Source organism: Arenibacter sp. S6351L (assembly GCF_023016025.1).
Taxonomy (GTDB): domain Bacteria; phylum Bacteroidota; class Bacteroidia; order Flavobacteriales; family Flavobacteriaceae; genus Arenibacter; species Arenibacter algicola_B.
In genome coordinates, this window is sequence record NZ_JALKBB010000007.1 from 144,735 (window position 1) to 161,342 (window position 16,608).

16 protein-coding genes are annotated in these 16,608 nt (G+C 40.8%); 3 read left to right on the forward strand and 13 right to left on the reverse strand.

Annotation, left to right across the window (positions count from 1 at the left end):
* Nucleotides 1-418: 418 nt before the first annotated feature.
* From MWU82_RS08150 to MWU82_RS08190, 9 genes are all read right to left on the reverse strand, one after another.
* Complete coding sequence (locus MWU82_RS08150) at nucleotides 419-979, reverse strand: DinB family protein (protein ID WP_247096030.1); 561 nt, start codon at nucleotides 977-979, stop codon at nucleotides 419-421.
* Between the two features lie 57 nt (nucleotides 980-1,036).
* Nucleotides 1,037-1,573 carry a Crp/Fnr family transcriptional regulator gene (locus tag MWU82_RS08155; protein ID WP_247096032.1) on the reverse strand — a complete coding sequence of 179 codons (537 nt, stop codon included), beginning with the start codon at nucleotides 1,571-1,573 and terminating at the stop codon, nucleotides 1,037-1,039.
* Nucleotides 1,570-2,556 carry an NAD(P)-dependent alcohol dehydrogenase gene (locus MWU82_RS08160; protein WP_247096034.1) on the reverse strand — a complete coding sequence of 329 codons (987 nt, stop codon included), beginning with the start codon at nucleotides 2,554-2,556 and terminating at the stop codon, nucleotides 1,570-1,572. The genes MWU82_RS08155 and MWU82_RS08160 overlap by 4 nt, the downstream gene beginning before the upstream one ends.
* A gap of 26 nt (nucleotides 2,557-2,582) precedes the next feature.
* On the reverse strand, nucleotides 2,583-3,995 hold the full coding sequence (locus MWU82_RS08165) for a BNR-4 repeat-containing protein (RefSeq protein WP_247096036.1): 1,413 nt from the start codon (nucleotides 3,993-3,995) through the stop codon (nucleotides 2,583-2,585).
* 4 nt (nucleotides 3,996-3,999) lie between these two features.
* Nucleotides 4,000-4,449, reverse strand: coding sequence for a GNAT family N-acetyltransferase (locus tag MWU82_RS08170; protein ID WP_247096038.1), 450 nt, complete (start codon nucleotides 4,447-4,449; stop codon nucleotides 4,000-4,002).
* Nucleotides 4,450-4,937: 488 nt separating this feature from the next.
* Nucleotides 4,938-5,780 carry a pseudouridine synthase gene (locus tag MWU82_RS08175; protein WP_215949470.1) on the reverse strand — a complete coding sequence of 281 codons (843 nt, stop codon included), beginning with the start codon at nucleotides 5,778-5,780 and terminating at the stop codon, nucleotides 4,938-4,940.
* 74 nt (nucleotides 5,781-5,854) lie between these two features.
* Nucleotides 5,855-6,760: a geranylgeranylglycerol-phosphate geranylgeranyltransferase gene (locus tag MWU82_RS08180; protein WP_247096040.1), complete on the reverse strand. Its 906-nt coding sequence runs from the start codon at nucleotides 6,758-6,760 to the stop codon at nucleotides 5,855-5,857.
* 11 nt (nucleotides 6,761-6,771) lie between these two features.
* Nucleotides 6,772-7,710, reverse strand: a complete 939-nt coding sequence (locus tag MWU82_RS08185; RefSeq protein WP_247096041.1) for a mevalonate kinase — start codon at nucleotides 7,708-7,710, stop codon at nucleotides 6,772-6,774.
* 152 nt (nucleotides 7,711-7,862) lie between these two features.
* Entirely contained in the window at nucleotides 7,863-8,945 is a 1,083-nt protein-coding gene (locus MWU82_RS08190) for a diphosphomevalonate decarboxylase (protein WP_247096043.1), read from the reverse strand.
* A 94-nt stretch (nucleotides 8,946-9,039) separates the two neighbouring features.
* Here MWU82_RS08190 and MWU82_RS08195 point away from each other — a divergent pair, with 94 nt between their 5' ends.
* A complete protein-coding gene (locus tag MWU82_RS08195; protein ID WP_215949467.1) occupies nucleotides 9,040-9,513 on the forward strand; it encodes a TspO/MBR family protein in 474 nt (157 codons plus the stop codon).
* A 70-nt stretch (nucleotides 9,514-9,583) separates the two neighbouring features.
* Here MWU82_RS08195 and MWU82_RS08200 read toward each other — a convergent pair whose 3' ends face one another.
* On the reverse strand, nucleotides 9,584-10,138 hold the full coding sequence (locus MWU82_RS08200) for a DUF1697 domain-containing protein (RefSeq protein ID WP_247096045.1): 555 nt from the start codon (nucleotides 10,136-10,138) through the stop codon (nucleotides 9,584-9,586).
* Between the two features lie 202 nt (nucleotides 10,139-10,340).
* On the opposite strand from MWU82_RS08200, the gene glpK reads away from it, so the two are divergent.
* Together glpK and MWU82_RS08210 are read left to right on the forward strand one after the other, a co-directional pair.
* Nucleotides 10,341-11,840 carry a glycerol kinase GlpK gene (gene glpK, locus MWU82_RS08205; RefSeq protein ID WP_247096047.1) on the forward strand — a complete coding sequence of 500 codons (1,500 nt, stop codon included), beginning with the start codon at nucleotides 10,341-10,343 and terminating at the stop codon, nucleotides 11,838-11,840.
* 18 nt (nucleotides 11,841-11,858) lie between these two features.
* Complete coding sequence (locus tag MWU82_RS08210; protein ID WP_215949464.1) at nucleotides 11,859-12,587, forward strand: MIP/aquaporin family protein; 729 nt, start codon at nucleotides 11,859-11,861, stop codon at nucleotides 12,585-12,587.
* Between the two features lie 7 nt (nucleotides 12,588-12,594).
* Here MWU82_RS08210 and MWU82_RS08215 read toward each other — a convergent pair whose 3' ends face one another.
* From MWU82_RS08215 to MWU82_RS08225, 3 genes are all read right to left on the reverse strand, one after another.
* Entirely contained in the window at nucleotides 12,595-13,881 is a 1,287-nt protein-coding gene (locus tag MWU82_RS08215) for an NAD(P)/FAD-dependent oxidoreductase (RefSeq protein WP_247096049.1), read from the reverse strand.
* The gene (locus MWU82_RS08220; protein WP_247096051.1) at nucleotides 13,881-14,570 is read right to left on the reverse strand and encodes a glycerophosphodiester phosphodiesterase family protein; all 690 of its coding nucleotides are present in this window, start codon (nucleotides 14,568-14,570) and stop codon (nucleotides 13,881-13,883) included. Before MWU82_RS08220 ends, MWU82_RS08215 begins: the two co-directional genes overlap by 1 nt.
* Before the next feature lie 80 nt (nucleotides 14,571-14,650).
* Complete coding sequence (locus MWU82_RS08225) at nucleotides 14,651-16,441, reverse strand: alpha-amylase family protein (protein WP_247096053.1); 1,791 nt, start codon at nucleotides 16,439-16,441, stop codon at nucleotides 14,651-14,653.
* Nucleotides 16,442-16,608 lie beyond the last annotated feature (167 nt).

Below are 16,608 nucleotides of genomic sequence, written 5' to 3' on the forward strand. Positions count from 1 at the left end.
TTGTCGATAATCAAGTTCCCCCTACTTGGGAGGGGGTTAGGGGGAGGACATTAAGGCAGGATAATCATCAACATTGACGAAGCAAGCTCTTTCCTCTAAAAACAGATTGCCGCACTTTGTTCGCAATGACGAAAACAGGAAACGAAAGGGATTGGAACGAAAAGCTAGTTTTTTTACGCGAAAGGGTTTATGAAGTGCCACGTCAGGAGACTTTGCACAGCATGGATCAAATTCCCCCCTACTTGGGAGGGGGCTAGGGGGAGGACTTCACGGCAGCATGTTCATTTTCAAGTAGCAGCAATCTCTTTCCTCAAAAAACAGATTGCCGCACTTTGTTCGCAATGACGAATTATTGTCCGGTCGAGCATCCCGATAGTCATGGTTAGAGTCCATAAGGTGAAACCTACATACTTTCTTGCTAAATCGCTGACAGCCTACCAGCCTCCTTTAATACCCTTTCCGCTTGGGCCATGTGACGTTGATTGTGGTAAATGACCACCCTAAAGGTATCTCCCAATCTAAGCTTGATCCATTTTGAAATGGAAATTCCCGTCTTGGTCTTGGTGAGGTCTACCTCTTTGGATTTGTTCAATAGGTTGATCAAGGCCTGTTGTTGGGAAATAAATTTGGTGAGTACCTCCTTATCCAGGGTACTGCCTATCGGATCCATGGACTTAAATGTTTTCATCTTGTTCAGCTTTTTCTGGGGAAGCATGGTTTTGGCAAAATAGTTGCCCAGCCATCCGCTTTTGAAATTTTCGGCAGGCCTCTGTTGGGAAGATGCCATCCGCTTTTCAATTTCAGGAATATAAAAATCCCCATACCGGTTTAAATGTTCCAGGCATTCCAAAATACTCCAGCTATCAGGGGAGGATTTCCAATTCAAGGTTTCCGATGGCAAGGTTTTTAAGCCTTCGGCCTTGTTTTTGTTTTCCTGGGTACGCTCCAATAAATCCTGTAATAAATCCTTAGAAAGCATGTCTTTATTTTTTACGGCAAAAATTGGCATTTTAAAGCTTTAAAACATTGATCGAAATCAAGATTTTTTAATCCTGGAAAGCGTTTCAGGGGTCATTCGTAAATAAGAGGCTATGTATTTATTGGGTATTTCCTGAAAGAGTTGAGGGCTGCGCTTTAGGACCCTCTTATACCTTTCCAAGGGAGATACGGTCAAAATATCCCGCTCCCTTTCCATCTGTTGTAATACCAATTGCTCCAACATTAGTTGCCAGGTGGTATTGTTTTCTGGGGTGGATTTCATAAAATTCATGAAAGTGGCCTTGTCAATAACTTTAACGGTGGTTTTTTTTAGTGCCTGTATATAGAGATCGGAAGGTTTTTCATCCAAAAAAGAATCCAGGGCAGTAATAAAATTATGGGTATAGCCGAACCTAATGGTGTGTTCCTCATTTTCCTCTACCACAAAAATTCTTAAACTCCCTTCTGCCACCCAATAGAGGTTGGTATCCATACTTCCCTGTACCTTTAAATATTGGTTCCTTTCCAGTTGCAGTGCTGTGATCCATAAACCTTCCCGGTCTATTTGCTCTTTTAAGTGGGCAATAGGATTCATTTCTTATGTGATAAGGCTTTGATACCAATAACAATTTTCCCCTTATGTTTACCCTCTCCAAAATACTGGATCAAGCGCCCCGCATCCTCCAGGGGATATGGGCCGTCTATCTGGCATTTAATTTTCTGCTGGGCAATCAGGTCGCAGATATACTCCAACCCAATATTTGATTTTAAGGCGAGTATCTTTAACCTTTTGGAGCTGAACAGGGGTACAAGTTTACCCCACAGCAATAATCCAATTAGATTAAAAGGCTTGCCACCTATACTAACATATCGCCCAGTGGGGTTTAAGGCTTTTAGGTAGCTAAGGGAAGCTTTATTGGACCTACAATCCAGGATGAGGTGGTACCGTTCCCCGGCCTTGGTGAAATTCACTTTTCTATAGTCCAATACATGGTCAAAACCAAGCGACGTCATCATAGCCAATTTTTCTTGTGAATCCACTCCTGTAACCTCACAATTATACAGTTTGGCTATTTGCAGGCCAATGGTGCCCACGCCGCCACCGCCACCGTTAATCAGAATCTTTTGGCCTTCTTTTATTTTCCCTAGGCCCCTTAGGGCCTGTAATGCCAGGCAGGAGGCATGGGGAATGGCTGCGGCTTCCACAAAACTTAAAGCCTGTGGTTTCTGGACCACCGCCTTTTCGTTAATACTTATATATTCGGCAAAGGTGCCAAAGTCATAATTAGAGGTATCGCCCATAACCGCATCCCCAATATTGAATTTCGTAGCCTTCGCCCCCAAAGCTGCGACGGTGCCCGATAATTCCATGCCCAAGCCATGTTTTGGTTTAAATAGCCCGAAAAATATTCGGTATAAATAGGGCTTGCCCCTAACTAGACTCCAGTCGTAGTCGTTTACGGTAGTGGCATGGATCTTTATTAAAACCTCATTGTCTTTAGGTGAGGGTATGGCGACTTCGGTTATCCTAACCACCTTTTCGGGAGGACCATAGGATTCACATTTAATAGCTTTCATGTGGTTCTATTGAAGTCCTAATTTAATCATTTGATCTTAATTGGCATTTCATAATCTTTGGTCATGTTATAGGGCATTTTCCAAATGTCGCCCTTGAAATTTCCAAAATATAGTTCGGACTTACTGAACTGATGCGAATCTCCATCGGCCCAGAAAAAGCAAAATGGGGATTTAAAATTTACAACTTTGCGTACATAGGAATGACTTAAAGAACTGTGCTCTGTTAGGGTATTTATCTTTTTCCAGCTTTCTCCTTCATCCTTGGATTGCCAGATGGCCAATTCCCCACCAACGCCCCATTCTTGGGGTCCTTTTTCCGTAGGTCCAACAATTTTCCAGTCGTTTTCACTTATAAAGAGGCTTCCCATATCATAATTATGGTCGGAGGTGGTTACCACAGTAGTTTGCCATTCCGTGCCGTTCCATTTGGTAATGCACCATTCGTACGGGGCGCTTTTGGGGCCGGGTTCGTGGCCATTGCTTCTAATATATAGGCAGGCAGGATAACCTTCCGCAGTAAAGCCCATATCTTTTAGATACAGGTTTTTATTTTGGGAGGCATAATCCACAGCTCTAGCGGGACTGCCCAGGTCCGTTACTGGTATTGGGGTGTTTATACCATTAACAGTGGCCCATGTGGCTCCAAAATCGGCCGACTGTATATAGTACAGGTCAGTTCTTTTGTCGACATTGCCATTGGGGTGCCGGTTAAAAAATGTCCCTATCACCTTGCCATTAAATACATCTGAGGTCTGATAATGCCCTGATTTTTCACCTTCCTTTTCAGGGATGGCAACGAGCAGTTTATCATCTGTCCAAGAGATACCGTCCTTACTGGTTTCAAAATAGAGCTGGCGTACCCCTGTATATTTTGTAAAAAATTGAAAGAAGCCAAAATCCGTATATCTGGGTTGTGGGTAGGTCATTTCCTCTTCCGTAATCCGTACAAATTGCTTAATGGAATAGGGCGTTTTGCTTTTGTATTTATAACCTGGCCTTTTGGCACCCCGCCCACTGATAAACACCCAAATATACCCTGAGCCATCGATTAGAATGGAAGGGTTGTCATGTGGGTCGTCTACTCCATTTTTGTCATAGACCACGGTGGGTTTTGAGACCATTTTCGTTTTATGGTCGAACTCCCCGATCATACAAAGAAGGTAACGTTGGTCTTCAGAGGGTGTTCCCCCATATACAAAAAAGGTTTTTTCAACTTCGGGAGCATAAATGGCCAAAGGTACGTGCTTTGCGGTGTAGGTGCCCAGGGCTCCTGAGTATTTGTCCCCATACTCGTACTTCTGATTTAATTCGAACCAAATGCCCCTGTAGCCGTTGATTTTGGTATTGGTCAAGCTTTGGCCAAAGGTATTTCCAATAAAAGAAATAATAAAAATAAGGATTAATAAGTTGAAGTTCGTTTTAGCTTTAATACCTGCCATTTTCCTATTTTGTTTTGCTAAAGCATTTTTTTTTGATGCCTCCCGGACCGATATATTCCCGTGTCTCTTGAAACCCAAACTTCTCATATAAGGTTATTGCTGGGGCATTGGCCCAACCAGTTTCTACAATAAGGGTCTCGGAATCGTCATAATCTTCAACGAACAACAACAGCTTACGGGCAATTCCCTGCCTAAAATATTTTGGATATACTACCAGGCTACAGATTTTAAGAGTGTTTTTTAGTTGGTCTATTTCAACTGCAGCGGCCAAAACATCATCTTTCCACAATCCAAAAAACTGGGTGTTGCTGTTTTGAAAATTAATAATTCTTCTGTTTAAAGGTGGAAAATCCGTAACACCCAATAATTCAGCTTCAATGCGATAGGAAACTTGAAAAAGCGCATGAAGTTTTTCTGCATTGGAAATTTCGGAATGGGTTATTTTTTTGATCATTGTTTCTTTATAAGACTGCCTTAATTATGGATTACTGATTCTAATGAAGTCTCTAATATAGCAATTCTTTGTTTCTCGGGCGTTGTTGGGCGTTTAAGGTTCAACGTTTAAATAACAGAGCGGCGCTACGCTTGCCTATTCGTTAGGCATGTCTACCTAAATTAGTCGGGACTTCCCGGACCGACCTCCCCCCCCGGCCCCCTCCCAAGGAGGGGGAGCTTAGGTTTTAATAAACGTTTTAAGGATAGATTTGTTCCCCCTCCTTGGGAGGGGGCTAGGGGGAGGACTCCATGGCAGGATGATCATCCCCATGTACGAGCAAACCCATCCTTTAAAATGGATTGACGGGCTACTTGGGAAATAATATTATAGGCCAAATTAGTGCAGCACAAGACGTCTGCAAATGCCACTTTTAGTAGTTAAAAATGGGATGTGCTTACATAGAATAAATAACTCTGATGATAATGAATCGGAAAGGATTTTTATCCTTATTTGATCATCCCCAAATTAATGACTTCCTGAGGTGTAAGATGTCTCCAGTGTCCACGTGGCAGATCCTTTTTGGTGAGTCCGGCATAGACCACCCTATCCAATTTTACGACCTCGTATTCCAATTCCTCGAAGATTCGGCGTACAATTTTGTTACGGGTACTTTTTAGTTCTATCCCTACTTCGCGCTTAGGTGCGTTTTCAATAAAACTAACATCATCTACCCTAACCACGCTGTCGTCTATAGAAATGCCTTCCTTGATCTTAATAAGGTCTTCGCCCCTTAAGTTTTTGTTCAGCTCTACATGGTATATTTTACGAAGTCCGTTTTTAGGCTTTGTTAGTCGCTTTGTCATTTCCCCGTCATTTGTAAACAACAGCAGACCAGTAGTGTTCTTGTCCATTCTCCCCACCACCGAGAGTTTGGATTTGGAAGCATTGGAAATAAGGGAGGCTACAGTTCTTTTTCCGTGCTCATCCTTTGGCGAGGTAACAAAATCCTTGGGTTTGTTCAGTAGTACGTATTCCTTTTTCTCTGGATTTAACAAGCGGCCATCAAACTTTACTTCATCGGTCAGTTTTACCTTGTATCCCATTTCGGTTATAGGCTTGCCGTTTACGGTCACGTTCCCGGCAGAAATGTAAATATCGGCGTCCCTACGTGAGCATACACCAGAGTTGGCAACATAACGATTTAGACGCATTACATTGGGGTCGGATGGTGGCTTGGCTTCCGTTTTCTTTCTTATAGGTGCGTTGCCCCGTGCATGGCTCTTTTTTCTAAAAGTGCCCCCTTGTCTTCCTGATGCTTTTTTGTCGTTGTTGGAATCTGACCTACTCATATGTACTATAATTTATTGCAAAGGTAGCAAAGGAAATGTTATGTATAAGCTATTGTAGCGGTAATTAGTGATTCTTAGAGAATTCTGTTCAATACCAGATCCACATTGATCAATAAAATACTGAACACTCCCAGTATAATGATCAACTTTAGAATGTTATGCAGCCATACGTAGTGTTTTTTGCTGTTGGATTTTACCAAAAGGATCAAAAACCCCAATAGCAAAAAAATACAACCTATAAAATAGAGGTACATATAGCCTACATCAAAATATTCGATCAGGAGAAAGGCGGGAAGCAGCGTTAGGCCTATCAAAATAGCGATACAGGTCTTTGAAAACTTTGCTCCGTACAATATAGGAATGGTCTTGTAGTTTTGGGCCATGTCCCCAGCCATATTTTCCAGGTCTTTAATCATTTCCCTGGCCAATATCAATAGGAAAAGAAAAAGGGCATGCACAAAAATCACGGTGTCAAAGTTCTTATAATACACAAAAACGGCGAAAAAGGGGGCAATGGCCAAGGTTGCCGAAACGAAATTACCCAAAAATGGTACTTTCTTTAATTTGTGGGAATAGAACCAAATTCCAAAAATATAGGCAGAAAAGAACACAACGGCCTTAAAGGAGACATAACTGGCAAAGATTACCGAAAGGAAATTCAATACAAAATAAGTGGTGAGCTTGGTACGCTGGCTTACCAGGCGGTCCAGCATACTCTTTCTAGGTTTGTTGATCAGGTCCTTTTCCGCATCGTAGAAATTATTGATGATATATCCTGCTGCTATGACCAAGGCCGAACTGAGAACAATAACGAACAGGTTGCCATCAAAAACAACTTTTCGCAAGGGTAAATGGGGAGCTAAAATATATATCGAGGCCAGGTACTGGGCCAAAATGATCATAAGAATGTTGTAGCCTCTGACCACAGAAAACAGGCTCAGAAACTTTAATAGCAAGAGCTTGTTTTTTCTACTAAGCATAAAGGAGGTTGTTAGAAGTTGTATACCACTTCTAAATTATAGCCCTTCAGGGCTTTTTTTGCCTTATTGATGTCTTCGGTAAATCCTAAAATATAACCTCCACCACCGGAACCACAGAGTTTTAAATAATAGTCGTTGGTATCTATACCCTGTTTCCAGAGTTTATGGAATTCCACCGGGATCATGGGCTTAAAATTATCGAGTACCACATGCGACAACTGCTTTAAATTCCCGAACAGTGATTTTACGTTCCCATTTATAAAATCCTCTACGCAGGCGTCCGTATGTTTAATAAACTGATCTTTTAGCATGGCCCGGAATCCTTCATGTTTCATTTGTTCCATAAACAAATGTACCATTGGTGCGGTTTCTCCAGTGCTGCCACTGTCCAACAGGAATACGGCTCCCTTGCCATCCAAGTTTTGGGATGGAATGCTGGTAGATTCTATATTGTCTTGGGAATTTATAAGAATGGGCAGGCTTAGATAGCTGTTCAAGGGGTCAAGGCCCGAAGACTTACCGTGGAAAAACGATTCCATTTTCCCGAAAATAGTCTTCAATTTTAATAATTTCTCCCTGGTAAGATTCTCTAAAACGGTAATTTTTTCAATGGCATATTTATCGTAAATGGCCGCCACCAAGGCACCACTACTACCTACACCGTAACCCTGCGGAATGGAACTGTCAAAATACATACCGTCAGCTACATCCTTATTCAATGCCTCCAGATCAAAAGTCACCAATTCATGGTCTTTCTGCTGCAGGTCTTTTAAATATTCTGCAAAGGCCCTAAGGCTGGCATTCGACTTCTTTGCCGCCTCAGAATTCTTGTTCTTGGATTTTAATGCCCCCTTAAAAAAATTATAGGGTATGGAAAGTCCTTTGGAATCTTTAATGATTCCATATTCCCCGAAAAGTAGAATTTTAGAGTAAAATAATGGTCCTTTCATTTCTATAAGTTAAGCATAAAAAATTAAACCGTAATATTTAAAAATTTTTAGTTCAAGGTTTAATGATTTTTCGATACTCCTCAATAACCTTGATATTTCTTTAATAATTAACGCAACATCCCACTATTAATTATTCATTTTTCAAATTGAAATTACAGTTTTTTCGCTCCTTTTCCAATTTGATCGCAAATATACTGCCCGTTTTCGCAATATGCAACCAACTCATTACTAATAAATTGGTAAACTTTTTCTTTTTCATTCTCAGGATACAGTACATGTACATTGGCCCCGGCATCCAATGTAAAACATACATGGGTATTGGACGATGCTCGAAAGTCCCATATTTTATTGATAATCTCCAGAGTATTGGGTTTCATTAAAATAAAATAGGGCATGCTGGTCATCATCATGGCGTGTAATGTGAGTGCTTCACTTTCCACAATTTTAATAAACTCCAACAAATTTCCTTCCTCAAAAATCCTTTTTAATTTGGTCAGATTTTTATGCGCTTGGTCGAACCGTTGTTCCGCAAAGGGATGATCGTGCATTAAATTATGACCAAGGCTACTGCTCACTTGTTTGGATCCTTTGTCCACCAAAAGGATGGTATCCTGATAATTTTTAAAAATGGGGTGTACTTTATAGGGATATCTTATGGCATAAAGATCGGAGCTATTTAAAGTGCCTTTATGTAATCCCCATTGCACCATGTCCCCTTCAATACTCCTGCAGGCACTACCAGATCCCAAACGAGCCAAAAAGGAAGCCTTTCTTTTAAAAAAATCGCTATCCATATTGGGGTTTAGTTCCCTTTCCAGTTCCATAAGGCATAGCGCCAGGGCCGACATGCCACTTGCCGATGATGCAATGCCACTGCTGTGGGGAAAGGAATTGGAGGTTTCTATGGTAAAATGATAGGCCTTTAAAAAGGGCAGATAAGGTTCCGTCCTCTTAAGAAAGGTACTTATTTTGGGTTTAAAATCTTCTTTTGGCTTACCCTCAAAAAGGAGTTCGAACGAAAAGTCGGAGGCCTTATTTTTCAATTTTTTATAGCTGACCGTTGTGGTGGTAGCACAGATATCCAGGGTAAAACTAATGGATGGGTTGGCCGGAATCTGATGTTCCTTTTTCCCCCAGTATTTTACCAAGGCGATATTACTGGGCGATTTATAAGTAACTTTTCCTTCCGTTTTGTCTGTGGTATAAGTGGAAGGTATAAAGTCTTTATCGGTCATATTGGAAACAATTTGTGCAAAGATAGCTTTTAAGTAGTTTTACTGTAGATCCTGTTAAAATAAATTGTTAATTTAGGGCGTAAACAACCAATCCTTGAAAAAGCAGCTTACCTATATCGCAATTTCAGTAACCGTATGCTTAACTATTGGCTTTTTATCCAGTTTTGCTACACAATCTTCCGTAAATGATTGGTATTTGGAATTGAATAAGCCAAGTTTTAATCCGCCCAATTGGATTTTTGCCCCGGTCTGGACAATACTTTATATTATGATGGGGGTTGCCGCAGGGATTGTCTGGGCAAAAGGGTTTTACCATATTTGGGTAAAAACGGCCTTGTACCATTTTGGCATTCAATTGCTGTTCAATGCCCTTTGGAGTATAATTTTCTTTGGATTTAAGAATCCTTTCGCAGCCTTGCTGGTTATTTTGGCCCTATTGGTACTTTTAATCTTTACCATAAAATGGTTTAAAGTAGTGAGCACCACAGCTGCCTATTTATTGATCCCCTATCTTTTTTGGGTATGTTTTGCTACTGCCCTGAATTATAAGATTTGGGAATTGAATTAACTTTTTTGCCTTGCTATATATGGTGTGGGGTAAATGAAAATTCCAAATAGATATTTGTTCTTTTTACTGACTACTGTTCACTGATTTGTTTCCCCATTTCCAATAGCTGTATCATGGTCCTGTGGTTTCTTGTAGTAGCGGTTACCTGAAGTTTTTTTTCGAAAAAATTATTATCACATTTTGCTTTGCCATATCCCTTGTCGCAATAGAGGTAGACACAGCTATTGGAAATCACAAACCGTTCATTGGCAAATTGTTCTTGTTGTAGATTATTGATCAATTCCTTGCAGGGAGTTTCTTGCAACAGTACATAGTACCATTTTTTAGTCTCCAAGTCGTTATGCTCTTCAAAAGGGGATTGCGCTATAATTTCTTTCCATTCAATAAATGTCTTTGCCAATACCGGAACATCAAAGCCGAATGTGGTGTAAATGCCTTCTTTGATTATTTGTGATACTTTTATTGGCGAGGCAACATTACTTTTTAAAACAATATTGCCACTTTGTATATAGGTACTTACCTCGGAAAAACCCAGCGATTCCAGCATTGCTTCTAACTGGGACATTTTAATTTTCTTTTTGCCGCTTACATTGATTCCCCTAAGCAGAACAATATATTTCGTCATCTGGATCTTATTAATCAACCTATGGATAAAAATAACAATATTTTATAATGGAAATATTCGGGACTTTGTGGCATAACCGTCAATTTTGGACTTAGCAACAAATAACACATTTGATGAAATGCATTAGGTTTGGTTATTAATTTTTCAAATTTAGTGTCTATATTTTGTTATCTTGATACCCATTTAAAATTTATGCTACCATATGGAAAAATATATACTGGCGCTGGACCAAGGTACAACTAGTTCCCGTTCTGTTGTTTTTGATAAAAAAGGTAACATCGTTTCGGTGGCCCAAAAGGAATTCACCCAATATTTTCCGAAACCTGGTTGGGTAGAGCACGATCCCTTGGAAATTTGGTCGTCCCAAGTAAGTACAGCCGCAGAGGCCACCACTAAAAAAGGAATTTATGGCGCCGATATAGCGGCTATAGGAATTACAAACCAAAGGGAAACTGTAGTAGTTTGGGATAGGAACACTGGAAAACCAGTGTATAATGCCATTGTTTGGCAGGACAAGAGGACTTCCAACTACTGCGACGAATTAAAGAGCCAAGGGAAATCCAAACTTATTAGGGAAAAAACGGGTTTGGTAATCGACTCCTACTTTTCGGGTACCAAGGTGAAATGGATTTTGGATAACGTGGAAGGAGCTAGGAAAAAGGCGGAAGCTGGAGACTTGATTATGGGAACCATAGATTCGTGGTTAATTTGGAATATGACCAAAGGCGAACTACATATTACCGATGTTACCAATGCCTCTAGAACATTACTCTTTAATATCAATACTTTGGAATGGGATGATGAGTTGTTGGAGCTTTTAACTATTCCAAAGAGCATGTTGCCCAAAGTGAAACAGTCCAGTGAAGTATACGGTAATACCAATCCTAATTTTTTTGCCAGTAAAATACCTATTGCCGGAATCGCTGGAGATCAGCAAGCAGCACTTTTTGGCCAAATGTGCACAAAACCGGGAATGGTTAAAAACACCTATGGCACCGGTTGCTTTATGCTAATGAATATTGGGGAAAAGCCCATAGTTTCTGAAAACAATCTACTAACCACGGTTGCATGGACCATAAACGGTAAAACCCAGTATGCCCTGGAAGGAAGTATTTTTATTGCTGGTGCCGTTGTACAATGGTTGAGGGATAGCTTAAAGATCATTAAAAAGTCTGAGGATGTAGAAAAGTTGGCTGGTTCTGTAGACAGTACCGACGGGGTCTATCTGGTACCTGCATTTGCTGGTCTGGGAGCACCTTACTGGAACCAACATGCCAAAGGAAGTATTTTTGGGCTTACCAGAGGAAGTACGGACGCCCATATTGCTAGAGCAGCTTTGGAATCCATTGCATTTCAGACCATGGATGTTTTAAAGGCTATGGAAGCAGATTCTAAAATTTCTATAAAAGAATTAAGGGTCGATGGGGGAGCAACCGTCAATAATCTGTTGATGCAGTTTCAGGCCGATGTGTTGAATACCTCTACCGTAAGACCAAAAGTGATAGAAACTACGGTCATGGGAGCGGCTTATTTGGCCGGTTTGGCGGTCGGATTCTGGGAAAGTTTGGAAGAAATTCAGGAAATATGGCAAATTGATGCCAATTTTGATCCCACAACAGAAAGAAAAGAAATAGAACAAAATATTAAAGGCTGGTACAAGGCCATTGATGCTGTAGAATATTGGTCCAAACTAAACGATTAAATATAAAACCAACCAATTATGACTCCATTTATTGCTGAAATTATCGGCACTTTTTTCCTGATCCTTTTAGGGGGCGGGGTTGTTGCCAACGTAATCCTGAACAAAACAAAATCCAACGACGCGGGCTGGATGGTCATCACCACTGCTTGGGGATTGGCTGTGTACGTTGGGGTGGCAGTAGCCGCACCCTATAGCGGGGCACATCTAAATCCGGCTGTTAGCATTGGACTGGCGGTTGCTGAAAAGTTTGAATGGGCCTTGGTCCCCACATATGTATTGGGGCAATTCATAGGGGCCATGTTGGGCGCCTTGTTCGTTTGGCTCTTCTACAAAGATCATTTTGATGCAACAGAGGACCAGGACACCAAAAAAGCGGTATTTTGTACTGCTCCGGCCATAAGAAATCCCATTAATAACCTATTTAGTGAAGTAGTAGGTACTTTTACCTTGGTATTTGTGGTACTATATTTTACGGATGCCTCAATAACCGAAACTGAAACAGTAATTGGACTAGGGTCTTTGGGTGCTCTGCCCGTTGCTTTTCTAGTATGGGGGATAGGTCTTTCCTTAGGAGGTACCACGGGTTACGCTATTAATCCTGCGAGAGATCTGGGGCCGCGAATAATGCATGCAATAATGCCTATTAAAGGTAAGGGTGGCAGTGACTGGGGCTATGCTTGGATTCCCATTGTAGGTCCAGTAATTGGGGCTATATTGGCCGCTTTACTGATGATATTGTTGAGTTAGTCCTTTATTAAGGTTTGGCAATTGCCTGGGCGGCAATATAGGCTCCGGTCCAGGCATTTTGAAAGTTGAATCCGCCCGTAATGGCATCTACATTTATCACTTCCCCAGCAAAATAGAGCCCGGGGAGTATTTTACTTTCATAGGTCTTAAAATTTATTTCTTTTAGGTCCACCCCTCCGGCTGTGACAAATTCCTCCTTAAATGTGCTTTTCCCATCTACCCTAAATTGGGAACCCGTCAACTGCTTCGCTAAATTTTGTAGTTGAATTTTGGAAATATCGGCCCATTTATCCGTGTCAGAAATTTGCGCTGCCCTTACCAGACTGCCCCATAATCGTTTTGGAAGATCAAACGCTTTGGTGCGTAGAATGGTTTTCTTTCCTTCAATCTCCTTTATTTGTTGAAGTTGCCTTGTCAATCCTTCCTCATGATAGGCAGGAAGCCAGTTTATTTTTATTGAAAACTTATAATTCAATTCATTCAATATCCGTGCCCCCCAGGCAGACAATCTCAAGATACCCGGACCGCTCATTCCCCAATGTGTAATTAAAAGTGGGCCTTCGGATTCTAGATCGGAAGTCTGGATGGAATATTTTTTCAAGGCCGACTTAAATTTTCCGTTGTTGACCTTGGAGGGAATTATTTTGATGCTGGCATTGGTGCTAACCCCTTGTATGCCAGTTATTCTTTCATCCTTAATATTAAAGGTGAAAAGCGAAGGAACAGGGGCTATTATGGTATGCCCCATTTGTTTTAATAGTTCCCATATTTTAGGGTTGCTACCCGTGGCGACCAATATTTTTTTGGCTTGGTAGGTGTTTCGAATAGTTTTGATATCCCAGGCGTAATCCCCTTTATCTATATTTTCGTGCAGTGATGTTATCCCGACAATGGAACTGTTCTTAAGGATTTTAATTCCCAAGCGGTCCGTTTCCTGAAGAAAGCAATCTATAATGGTTTGGGAAGAATTGGTAGAGGGGAACATTCTTCCATCCGCTTCAATGTTCAATTGTACACCCCTTTTTTCAAAGAAAGCCATGGTGTCGCCAGTGCAATAGGTGTGGAACGGCCCTACAAGTTCCCTTTCTCCCCTGGGATAATTTTTTGAAAGTTCTTTGGGGTCAAATTCGGCATGGGTAACGTTACAGCGCCCACCCCCGGATACTTTCACCTTGGTCAGCACCTCTTTGCCACGTTCCAAAATGGCTACTTTTAATTTGGGGTTACGTTCTACTATATGAATGGCGCCATAGAAACCTGCGGCACCTCCTCCTAAAACAATTACATCGAACATTAATTAATGCGTTCTGGATAATTGGTAATAATGCCATCCACTCCTAATCTCTCTACAGCCTCAATTTCTTCTGGCTCATTTACTGTCCAAGGATAAATTTTGAATCCTGCCTTTTTTATTTCGTTTACGTTTTCCAGGGTCAGGTCCTCAAAATATGGATTTATGGCGACCGCTTGCAATTCTTTTCCAATTTCCAAAGCAGTCAGCGGATCTCCATACACAAGGATGGCAATGGGTACTTGGGCATTAAGCGTACGCATGGTCTTAAGTTCATCCCATCTAAAGCTGGAAATTATGAATTTATCCATTGGCCAACCCTTTTCCTTTACATAGTAGTTCATTATAAAATTTACCCTGTCGGCTGTATTGGCGCCTTTAAGTTCTATATTTAACTGTACTTTTTTATCTATTAGGTTTAGGACATCCTGCAGGGTAGGTATTTTATGATTGCCGATCAAGGTTAATTTCTGCAGGTCTTCAAAATTATAATCTTCTATATTTCCAATGCTATCCGTAAGTCTTTCCACTTCCTCATCGTGGAACACTACCGTTTCGCCACTTTTTATTTTAAAGACATCGATTTCGATCATATCAACACCCAGATCTATTGCTTTTTGAATAGATGCCAGTGTGTTTTCCGTTTCATGCCCCATAGCACCTCTGTGGCCAATAACCAAGGGTTTATTCATATTGTCACAACTTATAATTAATAGAAACAAGAAGAAAGATCCAACTATTGATGATGTTTTCATAATGTAATGCTATAAAATTAATTTAAACTTAATATTAAGGATTCCAAGGGTTGTATGTCTATTCTTATATGCCCAATTTCGTTTTCTACAAATAGGGACAATTCTTTTTCCTTGAACAATTCGCCCTTCATCTGGTAGGTGCTATCTTGAAGCCCCCATTCCCTGATAATTTCCCTAGGCAGTTTTAGATCGAACCCAAAGGTCTGACCAGCATCAAAATTAGAAATAATTATGAGTTTTTCGTTCTTGGACCATCTAACAAAGGATAAAACCCTATGATTATAATATTCTGTATGATCTTTGTTATAAAAATGAATATCCTTGTATTTTCCCATTAAAGCACTACTGTTAATGGTGAAATTGAGCAAGTTCCTATAAAATGTCCTTAGCTCTTTTTCTTTTGGGAACAATTGCCCTCCGTCAAATTTTTTGTTGTTTACCCAGCGTTGAAAATGGGGAACCCCAACATAATCGAAGATAGAAGTTCTACTTGGGGATCCGAATCCAGGACTTTCGGCGGCAGGTTCGCCAACTTCCTGTCCAAAGTAGATCATAGTGGGCGAGGTGCTAATAGTTGCGGAAACCACCATGCCGGGTTTGGCTTTTTCGGCATTTCCCAAAAATTCGGGACAGGCAATACGCTGCTCGTCATGGTTTTCCAGAAAATGGAGCATTTGGTGCTCAATATCCATGAGTCCGTTTTGGACAACAGGGATATGGTCTGTCCACCCGTGCCCCTGCATGATGTGTTTTAAGGAGTCATAAAACTCTACCTTGTCGTAGAGATAGTCCATTTTTCCTTTAAAGATATAATCCCTGTACAGCTGTGGATTATACACCTCTGCCATTAAAAATGCATCAGGTTTTTTCATTTTTATGGACGAATTCATAAAGCTCCAGAATTCTACGGGAACCATTTCGGCCATATCATATCGAAATCCGTCGACTCCTTCGTCCAACCAGTACAAGGCAATATCCCTAAATTTTATCCAGGAATCCGGGACCTCTTTGTTTTTCCAGAATTCAAAATGTTCAGAAAAGTTTTTATGGCCAAAATCTTCTGGCAGCGGAGCAAAATCCCTATGTCCGTCCGGACTAATTCCGTAATTGATCTTTACGGTCTCATACCAATCATTAAAATCGGGTTTGGACAAACGGGATCCATTTCCCGTCCATTTTGCTGGGGATTCAGTAAATTTGCCATCGGCTTTGTTGATTTGCTCCCCTCCCAAGGGCAGGTAGCCATTTCGCCAATCCGGGACCAAAAATGACTCCCCGGGATTGTAATAAAAATTATTGTCCTTGTTGTAGACCACATTGGTATTGTCATTGGTCCCAAAATCTACCACCCCTTTCGGATTGTTCTTGCCTTCATATTTTCTGGCAATATGGTTGGGAACTATATCAATGATAACTTTTAGGCCGGCCTTATGGCTCCTGTTCAACAGGTCCTTGAACTCCAAATTTCTATTGTTAGGGTCATTGGCCAAATCTGGGTTAACACTATAATAATCCTTTACGGCATATGGGGAACCTGCCCTGCCCTTAACAATATCCGGGTCGTCATTGGAGATGCCGTAGGCTGTATAGTCCCTTATAAGGGCATGATGGGGAATACCCGTATACCAAATATGGCTTACCCCCAGATCTTTTATTTCCTTTAAAGCTTTTTGCGTAAAGTCACTAAATTTGCCCACTCCATTTTCCTCAATGGTCCCCCAAGGTTTATTGGTGGTATTGGTATTCCCGAACAATCTGGTAAATACTTGATAAACTACTGTTTTTCTAATTTCAGTGGTCTCTTTCATTTTGTGCTTTCTTTTCGGAACAAAAAGCCTAACTATGTGCTGCTTAGCTTTTCAGTGCAATAATGATACTTGTTTTTGGAATTAGGGTCAATTTTTTCATAAATTTTTATCTGGGGAGCAACTTTTGGCCATTTTATTTAAAGTTTTTTCAAAAAACAATCCCAATC